Consider the following 21794-nt stretch of genomic DNA (forward strand, 5'->3'; position numbering starts at 1 on the left):
TAAACGAGAAACCGACATGCTCGATTCCAAACTGTTACGTAGCAACCTTCAGGACGTAGCGGACCGCCTGGCATCCCGTGGCTATACCCTGGATGTTGCGCGCATCGAAGCGCTGGAAGAACAGCGCAAGACCGTCCAGACCCGCACCGAAGCACTGCAGGCTGAACGTAATGCGCGCTCCAAATCCATCGGTCAGGCCAAGCAGCGCGGTGAAGACATCGCGCCGCTGATGGCGGACGTCGAGCGCATGGCGGGCGAATTGAGCGCCGGTAAAGTCGAACTGGACGCGATCCAGACCGATCTGGACTCGATCCTGCTGGGTATCCCCAACCTGCCGCACGAATCGGTACCGGTCGGCGAAGACGAAGACGGCAACGTCGAAGTGCGTCGCTGGGGTACCCCGACGGCCTTCGATTTCCCGGTTCAGGACCACGTCGCCCTGGGCGAGAAGTTCGGCTGGCTGGACTTCGAAACCGCCGCCAAGCTGTCCGGCGCCCGTTTCGCCCTGCTGCGCGGCCCGATCGCCCGTCTGCATCGCGCCCTGGCGCAATTCATGATCAACCTGCACGTCACCGAGCACGGCTACGAAGAGGCCTACACGCCTTATCTGGTCCAGGCCCCGGCGTTGCAAGGCACCGGCCAGTTGCCGAAGTTCGAAGAAGACCTGTTCAAGATCGCGCGCGAAGGCGAAGCCGACCTGTACCTGATCCCGACCGCCGAAGTGTCGCTGACCAACATCGTCGCCGGCGAAATCGTCGACTCGAAACTGCTGCCGATCAAGTTTGTCGCCCACACCCCGTGCTTCCGTAGCGAAGCTGGCGCGTCGGGTCGCGACACCCGCGGCATGATCCGCCAGCACCAGTTCGATAAAGTCGAGATGGTGCAGATCGTCGAGCCGTCGCAGTCGATGGCAGCGCTGGAAGGGCTGACTGCCAACGCCGAGAAGGTCCTGCAACTGCTGGAACTGCCTTACCGCACCCTGGCCTTGTGCACCGGCGACATGGGCTTCAGCGCGGTCAAGACTTACGACCTGGAAGTGTGGATCCCGAGCCAGGACAAATACCGAGAAATTTCGTCGTGCTCCAACTGTGGCGACTTCCAGGCCCGGCGCATGCAGGCGCGTTTCCGCAACCCGGAAACCGGCAAGCCGGAACTGGTACACACCCTGAACGGCTCCGGCCTGGCAGTCGGCCGTACCCTGGTGGCGGTGCTCGAGAACTATCAGCAGGCCGACGGTTCGATCCGCGTGCCTGAAGTCCTCAAGCCGTACATGGGTGGCCTCGAGGTCATCGGCTAAATGAACTATCTGCCGCTGTTCCATAACCTGCGCGGCAGTCGTGTGTTGGTCGTCGGCGGGGGGGAGATTGCCTTGCGCAAGTCCCGCCTGCTGGCCGATGCCGGTGCGCTGCTGCGGGTGGTTGCACCTGAAATCGAAGCGCAATTGCGCGAGCTGGTTACCGGCAGCGGTGGCGAGTGCCTGCTACGTGGCTACGCCGAGGCGGATCTGGACGGTTGCGGGCTGATCATTGCCGCCACCGATGACGAAACGCTGAACGCACAAGTCTCCGCCGACGCCCGTCGGCGTTGCGTGCCGGTCAACGTGGTAGACGCGCCAGCCCTGTGCAGCGTGATCTTCCCGGCCATTGTCGACCGTTCTCCGTTGATCATTGCCGTGTCCAGCGGCGGCGATGCACCGGTGCTGGCGCGTTTGATCCGCGCCAAGATCGAAACCTGGATTCCTTCCACCTACGGTCACCTGGCCGGGCTTGCGGCGCGATTCCGCCATCAGGTCAAAGGCCTGTTTCCGGATGTGCAGCAGCGTCGGGCGTTCTGGGAAGATGTTTTCCAGGGACCGATTGCCGACCGGCAATTGGCCGGGCAGGGCGGTGAAGCCGAGCGCTTGCTCCAGGCGAAAATCGATGGCGAAGCGCCAGTGGCGACCGGTGAGGTCTATCTGGTGGGCGCCGGTCCAGGTGATCCCGATCTGCTGACGTTCAAGGCATTGCGTCTGATGCAGCAAGCCGACGTAGTGCTGTACGACCGTTTGGTCGCACCGGCGATTCTCGAACTGTGCCGTCGCGACGCCGAGCGGGTCTACGTCGGCAAGCGCCGAGCCGATCACGCGGTACCGCAGGACCAGATCAACCAGCAATTGGTGGACCTGGCCAAGCAAGGCAAGCGCGTGGTGCGGTTGAAGGGCGGCGATCCGTTCATCTTCGGTCGTGGTGGTGAGGAGATCGAAGAACTGGCGGCCCATGGCATCCCGTTCCAGGTCGTGCCGGGCATCACGGCGGCCAGTGGTTGCGCGGCCTATGCCGGGATTCCGCTGACCCACCGCGATTATGCGCAGTCGGTGCGCTTCATCACCGGCCACCTCAAGGACGGCTCCAGCGATTTGCCATGGGCCGATCTGGTGGCCCCGGCACAGACCCTGGTGTTCTACATGGGCCTGGTGGGCTTGCCGATCATCTGCGAGCAGTTGATCAAGCATGGTCGCGCCGCCGATACCCCGGCGGCACTGATCCAGCAGGGCACCACAGTCAACCAGCGAGTGTTTACCGGCACCCTGGCGGACCTGCCACGACTGGTGGCGGAGCATGAAGTGCATGCGCCGACCTTGGTGATCGTCGGTGAAGTGGTGCAACTGCGCGAGAAACTGGCGTGGTTTGAAGGGGCTCAGGGGCAGGTCTGATTACTGCGTTGGCTGTTGCTTTTTAACGCTTTTTCCAAACCCCTTTGCCACTCAACCGCTCCCGATCATGGGGCGCGGTGAAGTCTTGGGCCGGACCTTTGGGCACCACACCCGTCGGGTTGATGGTGCGGTGGCTGGCGTAGTAGTGGTTCTTGATGTGGGTGAAGTCCACCGTCTCGGCGATTCCCGGCCACTGATAAATCTCCCGCAGCCAGTTCGACAGGTTCGGATAATCCGCGATCCGCCGCAGGTTGCACTTGAAGTGCCCGTAGTACACCGCATCGAAGCGAATCAGCGTGGTGAACAGGCGGATGTCCGCTTCGGTCAGGTACTCGCCAGCCAGGTAGCGGTTGGCACTCAGTAACTGTTCCAGATGATTGAGCTCGGCAAACACTTCATCGAAGGCTTGTTCATAAGCCTGCTGCGAGGTGGCAAACCCGGCGCGGTACACGCCATTGTTGACGGCCGGGTAGATCCGCTCGTTCAACGCATCGATCTCGCCGCGCAGCGGCGCCGGGTAGAAGTCCAGGTCGTTACCGGTCAGATCGTCGAAGGCGCCATTGAACATGCGGATGATTTCCGATGATTCATTGTTGACGATGCGCTTCAGTTTTTTGTCCCACAGCACCGGTACGGTGACGCGGCCGGTGTAGTCGGCGGTGTCGGCGGTGTAGCGCTGGTGCATGAAGTCGAAGTGATCGAGCCTGTCGCCGGTCGAACCGAGGGTCTGGTCGAAGGTCCAGCCGTTTTCCAGCATCAACCAACTGACCACCGAAACGTCGATCAGGTTTTCGAGGCCTTTGAGTTTGCGCAGGATCAAAGTGCGATGAGCCCACGGGCAGGCCAGGGACACGTACAGGTGATAGCGCCCGGGCTCGGCCGCAAAACCGCCGACACCGGTCGGTCCCGGCTTGCCGTCTGCGGTCAACCAGTTGCGACGCTGCGCCTGTTCACGCTGGAACGCACCGTCCTTGCTGCTTTCGTACCACTTGTCCTGCCAGCGGCCATCCACTAATAAACCCATGTTCAAGACTCCTGAAACCCATAATCGATGGAGTCGAGTCTATTCCGATGAGTTCGAACAAAAAGCGCAAAGATCGGGCGCGAATGATCGATTAAATCGATTTGTCCCGCGCCGCCCAGTATTTTTCAGCGGTTTCGAAGGCCTGTTCGCGGCTCTGTCCCAGGCCGCGCAGGGCCAGGGCCATGGTCGAGATCAGGGCCATTTGCGGGTAGCTGTCGACCACATCGCCACGCCAGACCGCTTTCAAATGTTCAGGATCAAGCGAGGCAGGCTTGACGTGACGCTGCGCCGACAACTGCGGCCATTCCTCGTCCCAGCTCTCGCCCCCGGTGGTGCCATACAGGTGACTGTTGGCGTCCGGGTTGATCTCGATCTCGCCGCCATCGCCTTTGACGACGATGGCGGTGTCACCCAGCAGGCCGCTGGCATCGCGATGCACCGCCTGGTAACCCGGGTGGAAAATGCTCTGCAGGCCGCAACGGGCGCCCAGTGGATTGAGAATTCGCGCCAGGGAGTGGATCGGCGAGCGCAGGCCCAGGGTGTTGCGCAGGTCGATCATGCGTTGCAGCTGTGGCGCCCAGTCCATCAAAGGCATGAAGGCCAGGCCGCCGTTATCCAGTGCCGAACCCACCTGTTGCCAGTTGCGGCACAGCGGAATGTTCAATTCGCCCAGCAGTTGCTCGCTGTACAAGCGACCGGCCGTGTGGGCGCCGCCGCCGTGCATGAAAATCCGCACGCCGTTTTGTGCCAGGCACTTGGCTGCCAGCAGATACCACGGCAGATGGCGTTTCTTGCCGGCATAGGTCGGCCAGTCCAGATCCACCGCCAGCGCCGGAGGATTCAGGCGTTCGCGCAAGGCTTCGGTGAAGCCCGCCATCTCTTGCGCGCTTTCTTCCTTGTGCCGCAACAGCATCAGGAATGCGCCGAGTTGGGTTTCCTCGACTTTTTCATCGAGCACCAGGCCCATGGCCTCGCGGGCCTCGACCCGGGTCAGGTCACGGGCGCCGCGCTTGCCTTTGCCAAGGATCCGCACGAACTGGGCGAACGGGTGCTCGGCGGGCGTTTCGAGTGTCAGTGCTGGGTAGTCGGTCATACCTTCCGGAGCCTTGCTAACTGTTATATGTGGTTTATCTTTCATAAATCAGTCACTTACCTAATCTAACTTTTTTTAGTTTTTTTACGCGTGGAACGACTGAGTGACTGCCAACCTGCCTCATTGCAATCTCATGGCAACTCCTCATTTGAGCGATCGTCAGAGAAGGAGGTTAGTCTATGGCCGTCAGAGGGCACACGATCTCAGAGTCGATTACATAATCGACTCAGCGAGTTCATCGAGGTCATGAGAGTGCTGTCCGCTAACAGACGGTTGCGCACCCTGTCCAGTGAGAAGACGAAGCAGCGACGGCGGCCTTGCGAGGCAGAGTGAGTGGGTCCCCTTCAGCAGCGCCAGCGATCAGCAACGCAGCATCAATGAGATGCTTTTCGGAATCTCGTTCGGCTACGTCGATCAAGCTGCAGCGGTCAGTGACCTGGTGGTCGGTCGTATTCCGGTTTCGGGTACCGATACTCGCCTGTAAGCTCCTAAATACCACTTTGTAAATAGGAAAAGCTTATGACGATGCCTCACGAGCGTACTAGGGCGGTGATTGCCGCCGGAGTGTTTTTGCGAGAAATTTCGCAAGACATTACTCTGAACTATGAGTTGCGTGATTTGGCAGATCAAATACTTCGCCACTACCCCAGCAGGAGCGAGGTTTTGATGCAAGGACAATTCGAAGCAGGCTATCCGGAGACATTTGGGGTGTCGCCATTCTTCAGCCCAAGCGTAAGGCTGAAATAGCTAAATAGCTACCTAGACGTCATTTACGAGCCTTCGAAAATGAACATTCGGGGGCGTGAGTGTCGGTTGATGACTATAGACAATAAGGGCAGATTCCGGCCATTAACAGGCATTGGCGAACGGCAGCAATGGGTCGATTCTCTTGAAAAAGTCGGTTTTTCCAGACTGGCTCCATGCTGACCGCTGAAAACGCCTTTTTGCACGTCGCTACGCGAAATCTGAGCACCGACTCCTCTGCTCAAAGTAAAATTTTCAATCTCACGCGTGTACTTTTCTGCCGAAAACCATGGCCGACTATTTTCAATAGAATCGGCCGATGGCTGCCTGTCGCGCAAAGCAGCTGCACAACTGAAAGCAGGCGCTCGCTGCAAATCCGCTGGTTGTATAAACTGACTTTCACCACAAGCTGCTCAATCGCAGGATTTTACGAATACGTTCACAGTCGACCTTTCATTCGATTCTGAAGCAGCAAAGGCTGCCTGCTTAACCCCGACTGCTTACACCACTCCAGTGCAGTCACACCAAACCAGCGATGAAACGCACGCGAGAACGTGCTGACATCGGCGTAACCCAGCAGCTGTGCCACTTGCGGCAGGCTGATCGTCGGGACTTGCAGGTAATTGCGTACCAATTGCTGGCGTGTGTCATCCAGCACCCGCTGAAAAGAGGTACCTTCCTGAGCCAAGTGGCGTTGCAAGGTCCGCGGGTTGACGGCCATGCAGTCGGCCACTCTTTCGAGCGTCGCACGACCGCTAGGCAACAGATTGCGCAGCAATTGCATGACATAGCCCGGCGTCTCGTCTGTTGACAAACGCTCCATGCCCGACAGATGTTGAGCGATGAGTTGATGCAGGGTTTCGCTGGCGCAATCCAGCGGCTGCGCGAGCACGCAAGCGTCGAACAGCAGTCCGGTGTGCGCTGCAGAGAAGGTCGGCGTGATGCCCAGCACCTGCCGATAGACGAACTCGTCAGCAAGGGGCGCATGACGGAGCATTATCGCCTCGGGCTGCCATTGGTCCCCGACCAAGGTCCGCATCAGTTGCATACCGACACCACACGCCAACTCTTCTGCCTGTGGCAGTCCGGCCATTGTCGTTTCATCTGTGTGGTAACTGAGCACGGCAAAGCCGTCGACAACCTCGAGGTCAATTTGCGCTGATCCGTTGTACAACGAGTAATTGGCGCGCAGCTCAAACAACGCATTGCCGATGGTTCGAGTGTTGTGAATCAGGAAAAAAATATCACCGAAAACGCCTACCCCTTGATAGAGCCCGAATTCCAGGCCGAACAACGGGTTATTCGAAAACTGTTGGCACAGCTCCAGCAAGCCGCAATAGTGATGGAAGGACAGGATATCTTCCGGGCGTTGCAGCGAAGCCACAGACAAAGAAGCCCTACGTAGCATCTGGCTCGGGTCCAGGCCCTGATGGCGGGCGAATTGATCGAATCTCGCTAGGCTGAGTGCACGAATGAACGGATTGGAAGCCATGTCATTTACCGATGAGTTTGCTGCATGCGCTGCTTCCACTTTTGCGGGTTGATGCCATTCCAACGAGTGAAAGCCCGGGAAAATGTACTCAGATCGGCGTAACCCAACAGACTTGCCAATTGCGTCAGGCTGATCGACGAGTCGCTGAGATAACGCGCGGCCATTGCCTGACGCGTGTCGTCCAATAGTTCCTGAAATCCTGTGCCTTGCGTCACAAGGTAGCGTTGCAGGGTGCGCGGGCTGATCATCATGTGCTCGGCAATCTGACCAATCGCGACCTGGCCATTGGCAAGCCTGCTGCGCAAGAGCTTTTGCACGTAGGAGGGCAGCTCTTGCAACGTCACGCGGGCCAGCTCATCGATGTGTTGCTGGGCCAACTGCTGACACCTGACATCCGTCGGTTCCAGAGATATCGCTAGCAATGATTCATCGAACACCCACGCATTGACGGGGCAATCGAAGCGCGGCAATACACCCAGCAGTGCACGGTAGGTGTTGCGATTTGCCACGCAACAATGACGCAACATCAAGCCTCGCGGTTGCCAGGCGTGCCCCATCAGTTCGCGGAGCAAGCACGCTGCTATCCCCATCGCCAACTCCACTGTTTGACGCACCGAGACCAACGTGCCATCGGTGATTTCATACAGGAGCAGGGCGTTGCCAGCCTGACGTTCAAGGCGCACTTGCGCGCCGTCGCTATGAACATGGAAATAGCGGGTCAGTAGATTCAGCGCTTCGCCCACGCTGCCGGTACAGCGCATGGCGAAGAGCAGGGTGCCGAGACTTTGCGTGCCCTGGCGTAAGCCGAACTGCAAGCCGAACAGGGGATTGCTCGAACGCACCGCACACAACTCGACCAAGGCGTTGAACTGAGCGCCGGAAAGTTGCGCATCCAGCAGGTCTACAGGCAGATGAACCTCATTTAGCGCCGAGTCCGGATCGATGCCTTGATTGACAGCGAACTCTTTCAGCCCTAACAGAGCAGTACCACGGACAGTGGACATCATCTCGAACCCCCGAATGAAGCACAGCCTGTGGCCAAGGGAGCACTGGCACGATTTGCAAAATATCTGGCGCGATCTGCAAAGCTTTCACCCCGGTCCCGAGACCAGACTTGAACCACCAATAACAAAAGACCTGCGTTCGGCCCAAGGCTGGACGATGGAGGTATTCGATGCGTCGGTTCCTGTTCGCTTTCTTGGTGGTCGCGCTGATTTCGGGTGCGCTTTATTTTCAGACTCGGCCCGCCTACCACACTGTTGTTCGTCATTCCAATCACCCACCGGTTGCCAGCATCAGCGATGCCTTCACGCATTTCTGAGGACTAAAGCGTTCTTTCCTGTACAGCCGAATGCTCGCGGAGCTCACCGCCAGACAGGGCTCCATGCAGGAACATCTGCTCAAGTGTTCGTGCCGAATCAGCATTGGCGGCACGCCCGCGCTGTTCGGCATCCACCAGGCCGTAGACCAGAGTGATGAACAGCTCGGTAAAAATGGCCGCAGTGATGTCGATGCGAAACATCCCTTCTTGCTGGCCTCTCAAGAAAAACCCATCCAACGCCTCCAGGTAAAACTGCCAGCGTGTGTCACCCCGTTCGACGTCGAGGACGTCAGGGCGGTATTGCGCCATCAGAAAGGCAAGCAGTTCACGATGTGCCAGGTGCTCCCGAATCAATCGGCGCAGCGCGTCCAACGGTTCCAGGTGCTGCAAACCGGCGCTGCGAATAATCTTATTGAGCGTGCCTTCGGCGTATTTCTCCAGTCGCTGTCCAAGGTTTTCCCGTGTTCCACAGTAACGGTGCAGGGTCGCCTTGCTCACACCAGCTAATTGCGCCAACTCCTTCATCGTGGCCCGCGGCCGGTTGACGATCGCCACGGTCAGCGACTTGAGCAGGTGTTCATCATGGGAAGTAGGGTTCATCACCAAGCCTCAAGCGATGTTCATACAAGGTTCACATATTTCTTGCGTGAGACAATATTGACTCATAATGGTTTAAAAAGTAGCATTTGCGCTAAATTCAATCAAGCCTTTGGGTGAGTTATGGGCAATTTGCGTGCAGTAGGGATGGCGGGCTCGCTGGCAGCAGCCATTGCGCTGGCCGGGTGTGGGCCGGCGAATGAACAAGCGAGCGTCGCTGAAGTGGCGCGCTCGGTAGAAGTGCTGGCGGTGAAGACTGAATCTCTGGCGCTGACTTCGGAGCTGCCGGGCAGGGTGGAACCCATGCGGGTCGCTGAGGTGCGCGCACGGGTGCCTGGTATCGTGATGCAAAAGCATTTTGAAGAGGGCGCTGACGTCAAAGCCGGGGACCTGCTTTTCCAGATCGACCCTGCACCGCTCAAAGCGTCCTTGTCGCGCGCCGAGAGTGAGCTGGCGCGCACCCAGTCCGTTGCGCTTGAGGCGCAAGCACGAGTCAAACGTTATGAACCGCTGGTGAAGATCGAAGCGGTCAGCCAACAGGATTTTGATAGTGCCATGGCTGACCTGCGCAGCGCTCAGGCGGCAACTCGTTCGGCCCAGGCTGATCTGCAAAGCGCCCGACTGAACCTCGGTTATGCCTCGGTCACCGCACCCATTTCCGGTCGCGTCGGCCGCGCACTGGTAACCGAAGGTGCCTTGGTCGGTCAGGGTGACGCGACATTGATGGCTCGGATTCAGCAACTTGATCCAGTCTATGTTGACTTCACCCAGTCAGCCGGTGACGCACTGCGTCTGCGCGAATCGCTCAAGGGCGGAAAACTCTCTGCCAATGACAACAAGGCGCTTTCGATTCGCGTTGATGGCACTTCATACGAGCGCCAGGGTGCGCTGATGTTTACCGACGTCGCGGTGGATCGTGGCACGGGGCAGGTATCGTTGCGCGGTATGTTTGCCAATGCCGATGGCGTCCTGTTGCCTGGCATGTTTGTGCGTGTGAGCACACCACAAGGCACTGACAACCAGGCCATTCTCGTACCGCAACGCTCGGTGCAACGCGGGAGCGATGGCGCCGCGCAAGTGATGGTGGTCGGTGTAGACGACCGGGTCGAATCACGCAATGTGGTCACCGGTGCCATGCAGGGTTCGCGCTGGCAGATCAGTGAGGGATTGAAGGCGGGCGATCAGGTTATTGTCGGCGGACTTACCGGCCTGCAACCGGGGGTCAAGGTCGCACCCGGTCAGTCCCATGCCCAGGCTCAGTCGCCTGAGTCGAAACAGTAAGGGCGCAGTCGCCGCGAGGATTTTCCGATGTCTCAGTTTTTCATCAAGCGCCCGAATTTTGCCTGGGTGGTGGCGTTGTTCATCTCTCTGGCCGGTCTGCTGGTCATCCCGATGCTGCCGGTGGCGCAATATCCCAACGTTGCGCCGCCGCAGATCAAGGTGACCGCGACCTATCCCGGTGCCTCGGCAAAGGTATTGGTGGACTCGGTTACCAGCGTGATCGAAGAGTCGCTCAATGGTGCCAAGGACCTTCTCTATTTCGAGTCTACCAACAACTCCAATGGCATTGCCGAGATTGCGGTGACGTTCCAGCCTGGTACTGATCCGCAGCTCGCTCAGGTTGACGTGCAAAACCGCCTGAAAAAGGCCGAAGCTCGCATGCCGCCAGCCGTGCTCACCCAAGGTCTGGAGGTAGAACAGACCAGTGCTGGTTTCTTGCTGATCTATGCGCTCAACTACAAGGAGGGCACCCAGCATGCCGATACAACTGCTCTGGGTGACTATGCCGCGCGCAACATCAATAACGAACTGCGCCGTGTACCCGGCGTCGGCAAGTTGCAATTTTTCTCCTCTGAAGCCGCGATGCGCATCTGGATCGACCCGCAGAAACTGGTGGGTTACGGGCTGTCCATCGACGACGTAAGCACAGCCATCCGCGGACAGAACGTACAGGTGCCGGCCGGCAGCTTCGGCAGTACGCCAACCAGCAGTCAGCAGGAATTGACGGCCACGTTGGCTGTGAAAGGCACCCTGGATAACCCGGAGGAATTTGCACGCATCGTTCTGCGCGCCAACGAGGACGGCTCGACGGTCAAACTGGACGATGTCGCCCGCGTAGAAATCGGCCAGGAAACCTACAACTTCAACTCGCGTCTGAATGGTAGACCGGCAGTGGCGGCGGCGATCCAGTTGTCTCCCGGCGCGAACGCGATCCAGACTGCAACAGCCGTCAAGGAACGCCTCGCCGAACTGTCGGCCTACTTCCCGGACGACGTGGAATATTCCGTACCCTACGACACTTCGCGTTTCGTCGATGTCGCCATCGAGAAGGTGATCCACACCTTGATCGAGGCGATGGTGCTGGTATTTCTGGTGATGTTCCTGTTCCTGCAGAACATCCGCTACACGTTGATCCCGTCGATTGTGGTGCCGGTGTGTCTGCTCGGCACGCTGATGATGATGTTCCTGTTGGGCTTCTCGGTGAACATGATGACCATGTTCGGCATGGTGCTCGCGATCGGCATTCTGGTGGACGACGCCATTGTGGTGGTGGAGAACGTTGAACGGATCATGGCCGAGGAGGGGTTGTCTCCGGTCGACGCCACCGTGAAAGCAATGGGGCAGGTATCGGGCGCGATCATCGGTATCACCTTGGTGCTGTCGGCGGTGTTCATGCCACTGGCATTCATGTCCGGCTCGGTAGGTGTGATCTACCAGCAGTTCTCGGTATCGCTGGCGGTGTCGATTCTGTTTTCCGGCTTCCTGGCGCTGACATTCACGCCGGCGCTGTGCGCCACGCTGCTCAAGCCGATCCCTCAGGGACACCACGAAAAACGCGGCTTCTTCGGCGCCTTCAACCGTGGTTTCGCCCGGCTCACCGAGCGTTACTCGATTCTGAACAACGGGCTGGTAGCGCGTAGCGGCCGGTTGATGTTGGTGTACCTCGGCATTATCGCGATGCTCGGCTACTTCTATCTGCGCCTGCCGGAGTCGTTTGTGCCCGTGGAGGACCAAGGCTACATGATCGTCGACGTCCAATTGCCACCGGGCGCGACCCGTACCCGAACCGAAGCTACCGGCGAACAACTGGAGCGGTACCTCGCCTCCCGTGACGCGATCCAGTCGACGTTTCTGGTGTCTGGCTTCAGCTTCTCCGGGATGGGTGATAACGCGGCGCTGGTATTTCCAGTGTTCAAGGACTGGTCGTTGCGTGGCGAAGATCAATCGGCCATGGCGGAAGTCACGGCGCTGAATGAGCAATTTGCCGTGACCAACGACGGCGCGGTGATGGCGGTGCCACCGCCACCGATTGACGGTCTGGGCAACTCTGGTGGTTTCGCGTTGCGCCTGCAGGATCGCGCTGGCCTGGGCCGCGAATCATTGCTCTCCGCTCGCGACCAGTTGCTCGGTCAGGCCAACGGCAACCCGAAAATTCTGTACGCCATGATGGAAGGTCTGGCCGAGTCGCCGCAATTGCGGGTGGTGATCGATCGTGACAAGGCGCGCACCCTGGGTGTGAGTTTCGAGTCGATCAGCAGCGCATTGTCAGCCGCGTTCGGTTCGGAAGTCATCAACGACTTCACCAACTCTGGCCGTCAGCAGCGCGTAGTGGTGCAGGCTGAGCAGGGCGACCGGATGACACCGGAAAACGTACTCAAACTGTACGTACACAACAATGCGGGCGATCTGGTGCCGCTCAGCGCCTTCGTCACCACCCACTGGGAGGAAGGTCCGGTGCAAGTGGTGCGCTATAACGGTTACCCATCGATCCGCATCGTCGGCGATGCGGGGCCGGGATACAGCACCGGTGAAGCCATGGCGGAAATGGAGCGCATTGCCGCGCAATTGCCGGCGGGTTTCAGCTACGAGTGGACCGGCCTCTCGTATCAGGAAAAGGTCTCCAGCGGTCAGGCGACGCAACTGTTCGCGCTCGCGATCCTGGTGGTGTTCCTGTTGCTGGTTGCACTGTATGAAAGCTGGGCGATTCCCCTGACCGTGATGCTGATCGTACCGATAGGTGCCATCGGTGCAGTACTCGCGGTGATGGTCGCCGGCATGCCCAACGACGTGTATTTCAAGGTCGGTCTGATAACCATCATCGGTCTGGCCGCGAAGAACGCGATCCTCATCGTCGAGTTCGCAAAAGAACTTTGGGAAAGGGGTTACAGCCTGCGTGACGCTGCCATTGAGGCCGCACGCCTGCGCTTCCGGCCGATTGTCATGACCTCCATGGCCTTCATCCTCGGCGTCGTGCCGCTGGCACTGGCAACCGGCGCAGGAGCTGCGAGCCAGCGGGCAATCGGTACAGGAGTGATCGGCGGGATGCTCAGCGCGACGTTGCTGGGTGTGCTGTTCGTACCGATCTGTTTTGTCTGGGTGCTGTCGATGCTACGCAGTAAACCGGCTCCCATTGAACAACCCGCTTTGACTCAGGAGTGACTCATGCGTATTTCAGCTTTTTCTACGCTGGTGATCGCTATGCTGATGGGCGGCTGCTCTTTGGCGCCCACTTATGAGCGGCCCGTTGCGCCGGTTGTGGATAACTGGACGGGGGAGTCGATGCAGCACGGCAGTTCGATCAACCAGTTGGCGTGGCAGACGTTCATCGTCGATCCTGACCTGCACCGTCTGGTGGTGATCGCGCTGGACAACAACCGCTCACTGCGCCAGACCCTTCTGGACATCGAGCAGGCCCGGGCGCAGTACCGCATCCAGCGGGCCGACCGGGTACCGGGTTTGAATGCCGGAGCATCCGGCAATCGTCAGCGTTTGCCGACGGATCTGGCCAGCGACGGCCGTGTGGGGGTTGCCAGCGACTATCAGGTCGGCCTGTCGCTGCCTGAATACGAACTGGATCTGTTTGGCCGGGTGAAGAGCCTCAGTGACTCTGCGCTGCAGGAGTACCTGGCGACCGAAGAAGCGGCCCGCGCCGCACAGATCGCACTGATCGCCGAAGTCAGTCAGGCCTACCTGGTTCACGATGGAGCCCAGCGTCGCCTGGATCTGACCCAACAGACTCTGATCAGCCGAGAGTACTCATTCGCACTGATCAGCCAGCGACGTTCGAACGGCACGGCGACTGCATTGGATTACCAGGAAGCGTTGGGGCTGGTTGAGCAATCTCGCGCAGAACAGGAACGCAATTTGCGTCAGAAACAGCAGGCCATCAACGCGCTGGTTTTGCTGCTCGGCATCAAGGACGCGGCGAACTCGATTCCCGACCGGCTGACGACGGAGCCGATGCTGGTTCAAGACATCGCACCTGACACCACGTCGACGCTGATCGAGCGCCGGCCGGACATTCTAGCTGCCGAGCATCGACTGCAGGCGCGCAATGCCGATATCGGCGCTGCACGTGCGGCGTTCTTTCCTCGCATCAGTCTGACCGGGAGCTTTGGCACTTCTAGCGCGCAAATGTCCGATTTATTTGACGGTGGCTCTCGCTCCTGGAGTTTTGTGCCGAACTTGTCGCTGCCACTGTTCGATGCTGGCCGCAACAGTGCGGGGCTGAGTCTGGCCGAAGCCCGCAAGGACTCGGCGGTGGCAGCGTATGAGGACACGATTCAGACGGCTTTTCGCGAGGTTGCCGATGCACTGTCTGCTACCGACACCTTGCGCCGGGAAGAGACGGCCCGACGCGCGTTGGCCAATACCAGCAGCGAGACGCTGAAGCTGGCCAAGGCCCGTTATGAAGGTGGCATTGACAGTCACCTGCGTTACCTCGATGCCCAGCGCACCAGCTTCGTCAACGAGACGGCATTCATTGAGGTCAGCACTCAGCGACAGATTGCCTTGGTCGATCTGTTCCGCTCGCTGGGTGGAGGATGGTCCTCGCAAGTAGAGGCCAGATAAGAAGCTGGCAAGCGCTCCTTGGGTTGGTGCATCCAACCTGTTTTTTAGCCCCGTGGACCGTCAGGTCGCGGGGCTCTTTTTTTGGAGGAGCGAGGGGTGGGGATTATTGGGGACGTACTACGCCGGCAGCGCCATGCAAGAACATCTGCTCCAGCACATTGGCTGAGTTGGCACTGGCCGCACGCCCACGGCGTTCCGCATCGACCATGCCGAAGATCATGGTCAGGAACAGTTCCGTGAAGACTGCTGCTGTGATATCGATGCGGAAGGCACCCAATTGTTGGCCGCGCAGAAAGAAAGCATCAAGGGCATCGGCATACGATTGCCAACGGTCCCCTTCACCATTTACCGGGAAGGTGTCGGGGCGATATTGAAAGAGCAGGAAAACCAGCATTTCACGATGCGCCAAATGCTCATTGATCAGACTACGCAGCGCCTGCACCGGCTCGCTGTGCAACAGGTCGGTCATGGTGGTGATCTGGTTCAGCACCGTCTCACCATGGCTTTCCATCATCTGCACCAGGTTGTCACGGGTGCCGCAAAAGCGATGCAGCGTAGCCTTGCTCACGCCAGCAGCTTCAGCCAGTTCCTTGAGCGTTGCCCGCGGGCGATCAACGATGGCCAGAGCCAGCGCCTTGATGAGTCTTTCGTCTTGCGGAGTCAGGGACATCAGTCGGTCTCGGATCGAATTTCTATGCCGGGAATTGTGCAGGAAAAGCTCATCACTGCAACGAAAACTGCAGAACATGAGCAAATTACTTCATCTGAGACATTATTTACTCAGGTCTCGGCTTTCAAATTTGACCAGGTTCTGAGGCGTTTGAATGTCATGAACTGCAAAATACATGGCGTGATCTGCCAAGCTTTTGCATCGGCCGTTATCCAGAATCGAAACCCTCAATAACAAAAGACACTGCATTTGGCTCCCGCCAAATGACGGAGGTTTCCGATGCGCCGATTCCTGCTCTCCTGCCTGACAGTAACCATGACCGCGATACTGGTTTCGGGGGCTATCTACGCCTTTGGATCAGTGGTTTCGAGTCGCGTCTCCAACGCTCACCCGAATTATCCAATCACCAGCATCAACGAAGTCTTCAGGCATTTTTGACGAACCGCGGCCAACGAGCGCATCCCCGCATGCCCGGCGTAAAAGCAGTCGTGCAGCAACATAAGGATCCCCCAATGAGCGACCTCATCCACTATCGTCTCGAAGACGGTCTGGCCCTGATAGGCCTGGCCCGTCCACCGGTAAATGCACTCAGCCAGCCTCTGCGCGCCGCTATCATTGACGCTTGCGAGCGCGCAGCCGCTGACGAAAGGGTGGAAGCAATCATCCTCTACGGCGAACACGGTATGTTTAGTGCTGGCGCCGATATCACGGAATTCGGCACCGAGGCCTCCTTCGCCGAGCCGGACCTGCCCAGCACGCTGGTTCGCTTGACCCAGATCCACAAACCGCTGGTTGCCGCCATTGGCAAGTTGGCCTTGGGTGGTGGTATGGAACTGGCTCTGGCCTGTGGGTACCGGATTGGTGAACCGAGCACCCGAGTGGGTTTATCGGAAATAAACCTGGGACTGTTGCCCGGCGCAGGCGGGACACAGCGCCTGCCAAGGCTTATCGGCGCTGAATCGGCGCTGAATCTGATTCTTTCAGGTCAACAAATAGACTCCGAACGCGCTCGCATGCTGGGCATCCTCGACCGCATAGCTACCGGCGCCGAGCAGCTGCTGGATGAGGCGCGCGCTTACGCCAACGAGCTGATCGACTACTGCGCCCCGGCGCGGCCGGCAGAGGCTTGGCCGGAACCGGCCGAGGACCTGCCGGCTGATTTCCTCGCCCGCTACCGTACCGAGCATGAACCGCGCTGGAAAAGCCGTTTGGCCCCGCGTCTGGTGCTCTCTGCGCTGGAAGCGGCCTGCCTGCTGCCGCTGGAGGAAGGGCTCGCCCGAGAACTGGCGTTATTCAAGCAGGCCGAAGCTTCTCGCCAGTCCGAGGCGCTGCGCCATGTGTTCTTCGCTGAGCGCGAGGCTGGACGCATTCCAGGTATCGGGGCGGACATTGCGCTGCGCAAGGTCGATAAGGTCGCAGTAATCGGAGCTGGCACCATGGGCGGTGGCATTGCCATGAACTTCGCCAACGCCGGTATCCCTGTAGCGCTGCTTGAGCTCAAGGGGGAGGCGCTGGACAACGGCCTGATGCAGATCCGCAAAAACTACGAGATCAGCGTCAAGCGCGGAAAGATGACCGCCGAACAACTGGAGCAGCGCATGGACCTGCTATTCGGCACCCTTGACTACAACGATTTGGCCGATGCCGACTTGGTGATCGAAGCTGTGTTCGAGCAGATGGAAATCAAGCAGCAGGTATTCCGCACCCTTGAAAAGGTGTGTAAGCCAGGTGCCATCCTCGCCACCAACACCTCTTCACTCGATGTCGACGCCATTGCGGCCACCGTCTCCCGCCCGCAGGACGTGATCGGTCTGCACTTCTTCAGTCCAGCCAATGTCATGCGCCTGCTGGAAGTAGTACGCGGCAAGGCCACCGCACCGGATGTACTGGCAACCACCATGAAGATCGCCAAGCATATCGGCAAGCTCCCGGTGCTCTCCGGCGTCTGCTTTGGTTTCATCGGCAACCGAATGCTCGAGCCTTATTCCCGCGAAGCCCATCGCCTGGTATTGGAGGGAGCGACACCGACGCAGGTAGACGGTGTGCTCACCGGCCTGGACCTGAATATGGGCATATTCAGCATGCTGGACCTTGCCGGTATCGATGTGAGTTTCCTGATACGCGATTCGAATCGGGCCGCCATTGCCCATGACGAAAGCTACTGCCGCCTTGGAGAGGAACTCTATGCCCTAGGGCGCTACGGCCAGAAAACCGGGCGGGGCTTCTACCTATATGAAGGCCGCAACTGTAAGGAGGACGACGATGTGGTGGTGCTGGCGGAGCGCCTTGCCGACGAGCTGGAAGTCCCCCGACGTTCCATCGATGATCAAGAAATCCATGACCGTTGCATGTTCATGCTGATCAACGAAGGTATCCAGTTGCTGGACGAAGGCATCGCTCTGCGCGCCAGCGACATCGATCTGGTCTGGATCAACGGCTACGGATTTCCGGCTCATCTCGGCGGTCCGATGCATTATGCCGAGCAGTTGGGACTGGGCAAGGTGCTGGCTGGTATTGAGTACTACCGACACGTTCTCGGCGAGTACGGTGAGATGTGGTTCCAGCCGGCACCGTTGCTGGAGCGTCTAGTCGCTGCTGGCAATACCCGCATCGAAATCATCTGAAATTCCCTCTCGCTCCGGGAGCAGGGCGAGTCATGAGGGCGACCACGCATCTCCCTTATCCTGGCCCACTCTCAGAGGGAGAGGGAACCCAATATGCATACAAGGCACCACCATGAAAGAACCCGTGATTCACTCCACTGCCCACAAACTGATTACCAAGGCCGCTTGTGGCGCGGTCAATGGTGCCATGTCGCAGCGTTGGGCCAGCCAGTTGACTCTGTGCGTCATCTGCATCGCAGTCGAGGTGTATTGATGGATCGCGACTTCGCCCAGCGCTTCTCCTTGGCCGGCCGAACGGTGCTGATCACTGGCGCCTCCAGCGGCATTGGCGCGCACTTGTCGCGGATCGCCGCTCGCGCTGGCGCCCGCGTCGTGCTCGCTGCGCGGCGCGTCGAGCGGCTCGAACAAGTTGCCAAGGACATCGAGTGGGAGAGTGGCCAGGCGCTGTCGGTCGCTCTCGACGTCACCGATCGGGCCAGCGTCGAGGCGGCCTTCGACACCGCCGAGGCGCACTTCGGGGTAGTCGACGTAGTGCTCAACAATGCGGGCATCGGCAATGGCCAACGCCCGCTGGAAATCGGTGAGGAAGATTGGCGTGCAATGCTGGCGACCAACCTCGACGGTGTCTGGCGCGTTGCTCAGGTCGCAGCGCAGCGGCTGGTTAAAGCAGGACGTAGCGGCAGCATCGTCAATATTGCCTCGATACTTGGTCTACGAGTCGGCACCGGCTATAGCCATTACTCCGCCGCCAAAGCAGGCGTGGTGCAACTGACCAAGTCGCTGGCGCTGGAGCTCGCGCGCTACAAGATTCGCGTCAACGCCATAGCCCCGGGCTACTTCAAGACGGAAATGAATGAAGCTTTTTTCGATAGTGACAAGGGCATCAACTACATACGTGAGCTGATTCCCATGCGCCGATTAGGCGAACTCCACGAGCTGGAAGGGCCGTTTCTACTACTCGCCAGCGATGCCGGTGCGTTCATGAACGGTAGCGTTCTGGCAGTGGATGGAGGTCAATTGGTCAGTAGCTTGTAAGCAAGTTCGATGACAAGGCTTGTGCTCAGACAGAGTCGCCAGCTGCAACCATGATCTGGTTGAGCACTGACTTGCCATACTTCACCGGTACCTCCAACAGCTATATCCGCCACAGCTCAACAAATCACTCAGGCCCCGGCGATCACCCACCGGGGTACAGGTTGATGATCGTCAGGTAGATACGGATCGAAATGTTCAGCGGCTGGCCACTAATAGCGCTACAGCTTCGCAGGCCGTTTCAGTTTCTGCCTCCAGCCGTGCCAAGTCTCCATGAGCGGACCAGGCGATGATCAGACCATCTACAAGGTGAACCAACAGTCGACTTGTGGCCTTCAAGAAGGTCTTGTCGAATTGCGCACCGATAGCTTTTTCCATGGCCTGTTCCGTTGCTTCTATTGCTACCGCGTAGATCCTGGTCGCCATCTCGGGGTTGTTGCGCATGGCCCAGAAGAAAAGCTCGGTTTGTGCCTTGGCTATGTCGGGGTTGGTGGAGAACCACGTGACTAATTGGCGAAGCATTTCCGCTGTCGTTTCAGCTGCGGTAGTCCCCGCAGGCACGTTCGTCAGGGCCTGGTGTGGCAAGTTGAAAAGAGACTCATAGACTGCATAGAGGAGGTCGTCTTTTGTATGAAACACGTAGTGCAGCGACGCGAGAGGACAGCCTGCGGCAGCGGCGATACGTCGAGTCGTTGCATTGGCAACCCCATGTTCAGCAATCACTTTGACAGTGGCTTCCACGAAGTCCTGTCTACGCAATTCAGCGCCCACTCTGGCCATAGTCAAGCAATCTCCTTTGTTACTGCAGTAGCGCCTGCCTGGGGGGCGGCGTCAACGCCGGCGAATGCTACAGCATGACTGGTCTGCGAGTCATGAGCCGGCGTGGAGCGGCGCATGGGTTTTGTTGCCAATGGCACACGTGAATAGCTCATTCCAATGCGGTGATAATACGTAACATCTGTTTCGTAAATTCCCAGATTGGTGCGGCCTGCTGAAACAAGCTGGTGCGTCGGTGAGCAAGCAGTGTTGCCTGGCTGATTGATCAAATTTCTAACATATTGATAACTAAGCAAATTCATTTTACCTCCGTGGTTTGGCATGTGGTTTGCTTTGTAGTCAATTGACTTGGTCAAGCGATCAAGTCAATTGATTATAGAGTGTGGCACAGCCCGAGTCTTCCCTCCAGGAAGGTCGCGCCGCCGGTTCCAGCCCCATGAGGATCTTCCAATGAATGAAGTTTTTGAGCGGCCATGCGCCGGCATCTCCACCAGAAGTGGAGTCAGGCATCTGATCGTGGCATTGGCAGCAATGGCTGCTATCGGCACTGTTCAAGCTGCACAGAAGGATCCTGCGCTGCTCGGTACGAAGCTAACGCCGCTGGGAGGGGAGGTCGCGGCAAGTGCTGATGGGGTCATCCCGGCCTGGGCATCACCCGGTCCGCAGGGCAGTGGCTGGACTTATGGCCAGGTGCGTGGTCAATCCTGGAAATTCAAGAACGACAAGCCGCTTTTCAGTATCGACTCCAACAATGTCTCGCAATATGCGAACAAGCTTTCACCCGGTCAGGTGGAACTGTTCAAGAAAATCCCGGGCTATCGCATGGACGTGTATCCGACCCGTCGTAGCTGCGGCGTGCCCGACTTTGTCGCTGATAACACCAGGAAGAACGTCGGGTTCGCCACATTGGATGCCGATGGCCTGGCGCTGAAAGAAGCCCACGTACCCGGTATTCCATTCCCTATGCCGAGCACCGGTGCCGAGGTGATGTGGAACATGAAAATGCGCTACCGCGGCGTTGGTTTCGATATGTCCAAGACCGTTTCCGGGATATCGCCGCGCAAGGGGGGGAACGACTGGCTGCGCACTTCGACGGACTGGTTCATGTATACCCCATGGGGAGAAAAGGGCAGTGCGTTGTTCTCTTCCTTCGATCGCCTGGAAGTCGCCACTTATTTCTCCTATCTGGATCCTGCTGCCCTTGCCGGGCAGGCCGGTGTGGTGACTACCAAGGCTGGCGAACAGGCGACCACGTTCTACTACTTCCCCGGCCAGCGTCGTGTGCGTCGCATGCCCGCCTACTCCTACGACTCTCCGCAAATTGGTCTCGATAATCAGTACACCATCGATGAGTCGAACGTGTTCTTCGGGCCGATGGACCGCTTCGACTGGAAGCTGGTCGGCAAGCAGGAGTTGTTGGTGCCCTACAACGCCTTCGGGGCCTATGACGCCTCTGCCAACATTGAGAATGTGGCCAAGCGTGATTACATCGCGCCCGAATCACGCCGCTATGAATTGCATCGTGTCTGGGTCGTCGAGGCCACGGTTCGCCAGGGCATGCGCCACCAGGCTCCGAAGCGACTCTTCTACATCGATGAAGATAGCTGGAACGCGCTGATGGCTGTCGACTACGACAAGCAAGGGCAAATCTGGAAGGTTCGCGAAGGCTATACGATCCCGGTCTACGAGACAGGCACCTGCGATATGGAGGCACAGGCGCAGTACAACCTGGTTGACGGTCGCTACCTGTACGACATGACGTCTGTCGGAGTGGGCAAGAACGATCACCGCTGGCTCACCGAGAGTACCGGCAACCCCCGCCTGAAGCGTGACTTCTACACATCCGACAACTTGCGTGCCATCAGTGAACGCTAA

Annotated in this window: 19 protein-coding genes; 11 read left to right on the forward strand and 8 right to left on the reverse strand. The window is 58.6% G+C overall.

From position 1 onward, the window contains the following. The first annotated feature begins 16 nt into the window (after window positions 1-16). Complete coding sequence (gene serS, locus ACM6IT_RS03265) at window positions 17-1297, forward strand: serine--tRNA ligase (RefSeq protein ID WP_056723804.1); 1281 nt, start codon at window positions 17-19, stop codon at window positions 1295-1297. Beyond that, on the forward strand, window positions 1298-2692 hold the full coding sequence (gene cysG, locus ACM6IT_RS03270; protein ID WP_414912931.1) for a siroheme synthase CysG: 1395 nt from the start codon (window positions 1298-1300) through the stop codon (window positions 2690-2692). A gap of 22 nt (window positions 2693-2714) precedes the next feature. Here the strand turns inward: cysG and ACM6IT_RS03275 are convergent, their stop codons facing one another. After that, window positions 2715-3716: a glutathione S-transferase family protein gene (locus ACM6IT_RS03275; RefSeq protein WP_414912930.1), complete on the reverse strand. Its 1002-nt coding sequence runs from the start codon at window positions 3714-3716 to the stop codon at window positions 2715-2717. A gap of 91 nt (window positions 3717-3807) precedes the next feature. After that, a complete protein-coding gene (locus tag ACM6IT_RS03280; RefSeq protein ID WP_223541440.1) occupies window positions 3808-4809 on the reverse strand; it encodes a glycosyl transferase family protein in 1002 nt (333 codons plus the stop codon). 519 nt (window positions 4810-5328) lie between these two features. Here ACM6IT_RS03280 and ACM6IT_RS03285 point away from each other — a divergent pair. After that, a complete protein-coding gene (locus tag ACM6IT_RS03285; RefSeq protein WP_414917484.1) occupies window positions 5329-5556 on the forward strand; it encodes a BPSL0761 family protein in 228 nt (75 codons plus the stop codon). 436 nt (window positions 5557-5992) lie between these two features. On the opposite strand, the gene ACM6IT_RS03290 is transcribed toward ACM6IT_RS03285, so the two are convergent. Beyond that, a complete protein-coding gene (locus ACM6IT_RS03290; protein WP_414917485.1) occupies window positions 5993-7045 on the reverse strand; it encodes an AraC family transcriptional regulator in 1053 nt (350 codons plus the stop codon). A gap of 5 nt (window positions 7046-7050) precedes the next feature. Then, window positions 7051-8049, reverse strand: a complete 999-nt coding sequence (locus tag ACM6IT_RS03295) for an AraC family transcriptional regulator (protein WP_414917486.1) — start codon at window positions 8047-8049, stop codon at window positions 7051-7053. A gap of 170 nt (window positions 8050-8219) precedes the next feature. Between ACM6IT_RS03295 and ACM6IT_RS03300 the strand changes: the two genes are divergently transcribed. Continuing rightward, entirely contained in the window at window positions 8220-8366 is a 147-nt protein-coding gene (locus tag ACM6IT_RS03300; protein ID WP_414917487.1) for a hypothetical protein, read from the forward strand. A 3-nt stretch (window positions 8367-8369) separates the two neighbouring features. On the opposite strand, the gene ACM6IT_RS03305 is transcribed toward ACM6IT_RS03300, so the two are convergent. Continuing rightward, complete coding sequence (locus ACM6IT_RS03305) at window positions 8370-8966, reverse strand: TetR/AcrR family transcriptional regulator (protein WP_414917488.1); 597 nt, start codon at window positions 8964-8966, stop codon at window positions 8370-8372. A 120-nt stretch (window positions 8967-9086) separates the two neighbouring features. Between ACM6IT_RS03305 and ACM6IT_RS03310 the strand changes: the two genes are divergently transcribed. The 3 genes from ACM6IT_RS03310 to ACM6IT_RS03320 are packed head-to-tail and all read left to right on the forward strand — an operon-like array spanning window position 9087 to window position 14816. Further along, complete coding sequence (locus ACM6IT_RS03310) at window positions 9087-10244, forward strand: MexC family multidrug efflux RND transporter periplasmic adaptor subunit (RefSeq protein WP_414917489.1); 1158 nt, start codon at window positions 9087-9089, stop codon at window positions 10242-10244. Between the two features lie 27 nt (window positions 10245-10271). Further along, complete coding sequence (locus ACM6IT_RS03315) at window positions 10272-13403, forward strand: multidrug efflux RND transporter permease subunit (RefSeq protein ID WP_414917490.1); 3132 nt, start codon at window positions 10272-10274, stop codon at window positions 13401-13403. 3 nt (window positions 13404-13406) lie between these two features. After that, on the forward strand, window positions 13407-14816 hold the full coding sequence (locus ACM6IT_RS03320; RefSeq protein ID WP_414917491.1) for an efflux transporter outer membrane subunit: 1410 nt from the start codon (window positions 13407-13409) through the stop codon (window positions 14814-14816). A gap of 103 nt (window positions 14817-14919) precedes the next feature. Here the strand turns inward: ACM6IT_RS03320 and ACM6IT_RS03325 are convergent, their stop codons facing one another. Beyond that, the gene (locus tag ACM6IT_RS03325) at window positions 14920-15486 is read right to left on the reverse strand and encodes a TetR/AcrR family transcriptional regulator (RefSeq protein ID WP_414917492.1); all 567 of its coding nucleotides are present in this window, start codon (window positions 15484-15486) and stop codon (window positions 14920-14922) included. Between the two features lie 512 nt (window positions 15487-15998). Here ACM6IT_RS03325 and ACM6IT_RS03330 point away from each other — a divergent pair. The 3 genes from ACM6IT_RS03330 to ACM6IT_RS03340 all read left to right on the forward strand — a co-directional run bounded on the left by ACM6IT_RS03330 (window position 15999) and on the right by ACM6IT_RS03340 (window position 19145). After that, window positions 15999-18110 (forward strand): 3-hydroxyacyl-CoA dehydrogenase NAD-binding domain-containing protein, encoded by a 2112-nt coding sequence (locus tag ACM6IT_RS03330; RefSeq protein ID WP_414917548.1) that lies wholly within the window; start codon window positions 15999-16001, stop codon window positions 18108-18110. A 112-nt stretch (window positions 18111-18222) separates the two neighbouring features. Next, the gene (locus ACM6IT_RS03335; RefSeq protein WP_414917493.1) at window positions 18223-18363 is read left to right on the forward strand and encodes a hypothetical protein; all 141 of its coding nucleotides are present in this window, start codon (window positions 18223-18225) and stop codon (window positions 18361-18363) included. Further along, on the forward strand, window positions 18363-19145 hold the full coding sequence (locus ACM6IT_RS03340; RefSeq protein ID WP_414917494.1) for an SDR family NAD(P)-dependent oxidoreductase: 783 nt from the start codon (window positions 18363-18365) through the stop codon (window positions 19143-19145). The genes ACM6IT_RS03335 and ACM6IT_RS03340 overlap by 1 nt, the downstream gene beginning before the upstream one ends. A 195-nt stretch (window positions 19146-19340) precedes the next feature. Here ACM6IT_RS03340 and ACM6IT_RS03345 read toward each other — a convergent pair whose 3' ends face one another. Both ACM6IT_RS03345 and ACM6IT_RS03350 read right to left on the reverse strand, forming a co-directional pair. Beyond that, window positions 19341-19922 carry a TetR/AcrR family transcriptional regulator gene (locus ACM6IT_RS03345; RefSeq protein WP_414873012.1) on the reverse strand — a complete coding sequence of 194 codons (582 nt, stop codon included), beginning with the start codon at window positions 19920-19922 and terminating at the stop codon, window positions 19341-19343. A 2-nt stretch (window positions 19923-19924) separates the two neighbouring features. After that, entirely contained in the window at window positions 19925-20221 is a 297-nt protein-coding gene (locus ACM6IT_RS03350; protein WP_414917495.1) for a hypothetical protein, read from the reverse strand. Window positions 20222-20369: 148 nt separating this feature from the next. Between ACM6IT_RS03350 and ACM6IT_RS03355 the strand changes: the two genes are divergently transcribed. Beyond that, window positions 20370-21794 carry a DUF1329 domain-containing protein gene (locus ACM6IT_RS03355; protein WP_414917496.1) on the forward strand — a complete coding sequence of 475 codons (1425 nt, stop codon included), beginning with the start codon at window positions 20370-20372 and terminating at the stop codon, window positions 21792-21794.

The organism is Pseudomonas sp. IT-P4, from assembly GCF_949767755.1.
In the GTDB taxonomy this organism is placed as follows: Bacteria; Pseudomonadota; Gammaproteobacteria; order Pseudomonadales; family Pseudomonadaceae; genus Aquipseudomonas; species Aquipseudomonas monachiensis.

Excerpts from the sequence above, each read along its gene's own strand:
- ACM6IT_RS03330 (WP_414917548.1), top strand. The coding sequence starts at position 15,999 with ATGAGCGACCTCATCCACTATCGTCTCGAAGACGGTCTGGCCCTGATA.
- serS (WP_056723804.1), top strand. The coding sequence starts at position 17 with ATGCTCGATTCCAAACTGTTACGTAGCAACCTTCAGGACGTAGCGGAC.
- ACM6IT_RS03355 (WP_414917496.1), top strand. The coding sequence starts at position 20,370 with ATGAATGAAGTTTTTGAGCGGCCATGCGCCGGCATCTCCACCAGAAGT.
- cysG (WP_414912931.1), top strand. The coding sequence starts at position 1,298 with ATGAACTATCTGCCGCTGTTCCATAACCTGCGCGGCAGTCGTGTGTTG.
- ACM6IT_RS03315 (WP_414917490.1), top strand. The coding sequence starts at position 10,272 with ATGTCTCAGTTTTTCATCAAGCGCCCGAATTTTGCCTGGGTGGTGGCG.
- ACM6IT_RS03340 (WP_414917494.1), top strand. The coding sequence starts at position 18,363 with ATGGATCGCGACTTCGCCCAGCGCTTCTCCTTGGCCGGCCGAACGGTG.
- ACM6IT_RS03345 (WP_414873012.1), bottom strand. The coding sequence starts at position 19,922 with ATGGCCAGAGTGGGCGCTGAATTGCGTAGACAGGACTTCGTGGAAGCC.
- ACM6IT_RS03285 (WP_414917484.1), top strand. The coding sequence starts at position 5,329 with ATGACGATGCCTCACGAGCGTACTAGGGCGGTGATTGCCGCCGGAGTG.
- ACM6IT_RS03275 (WP_414912930.1), bottom strand. The coding sequence starts at position 3,716 with ATGGGTTTATTAGTGGATGGCCGCTGGCAGGACAAGTGGTACGAAAGC.
- ACM6IT_RS03320 (WP_414917491.1), top strand. The coding sequence starts at position 13,407 with ATGCGTATTTCAGCTTTTTCTACGCTGGTGATCGCTATGCTGATGGGC.
- ACM6IT_RS03350 (WP_414917495.1), bottom strand. The coding sequence starts at position 20,221 with ATGAATTTGCTTAGTTATCAATATGTTAGAAATTTGATCAATCAGCCA.
- ACM6IT_RS03310 (WP_414917489.1), top strand. The coding sequence starts at position 9,087 with ATGGGCAATTTGCGTGCAGTAGGGATGGCGGGCTCGCTGGCAGCAGCC.
- ACM6IT_RS03335 (WP_414917493.1), top strand. The coding sequence starts at position 18,223 with ATGAAAGAACCCGTGATTCACTCCACTGCCCACAAACTGATTACCAAG.
- ACM6IT_RS03280 (WP_223541440.1), bottom strand. The coding sequence starts at position 4,809 with ATGACCGACTACCCAGCACTGACACTCGAAACGCCCGCCGAGCACCCG.
- ACM6IT_RS03305 (WP_414917488.1), bottom strand. The coding sequence starts at position 8,966 with ATGAACCCTACTTCCCATGATGAACACCTGCTCAAGTCGCTGACCGTG.
- ACM6IT_RS03300 (WP_414917487.1), top strand. The coding sequence starts at position 8,220 with ATGCGTCGGTTCCTGTTCGCTTTCTTGGTGGTCGCGCTGATTTCGGGT.
- ACM6IT_RS03290 (WP_414917485.1), bottom strand. The coding sequence starts at position 7,045 with ATGGCTTCCAATCCGTTCATTCGTGCACTCAGCCTAGCGAGATTCGAT.
- ACM6IT_RS03295 (WP_414917486.1), bottom strand. The coding sequence starts at position 8,049 with ATGTCCACTGTCCGTGGTACTGCTCTGTTAGGGCTGAAAGAGTTCGCT.
- ACM6IT_RS03325 (WP_414917492.1), bottom strand. The coding sequence starts at position 15,486 with ATGTCCCTGACTCCGCAAGACGAAAGACTCATCAAGGCGCTGGCTCTG.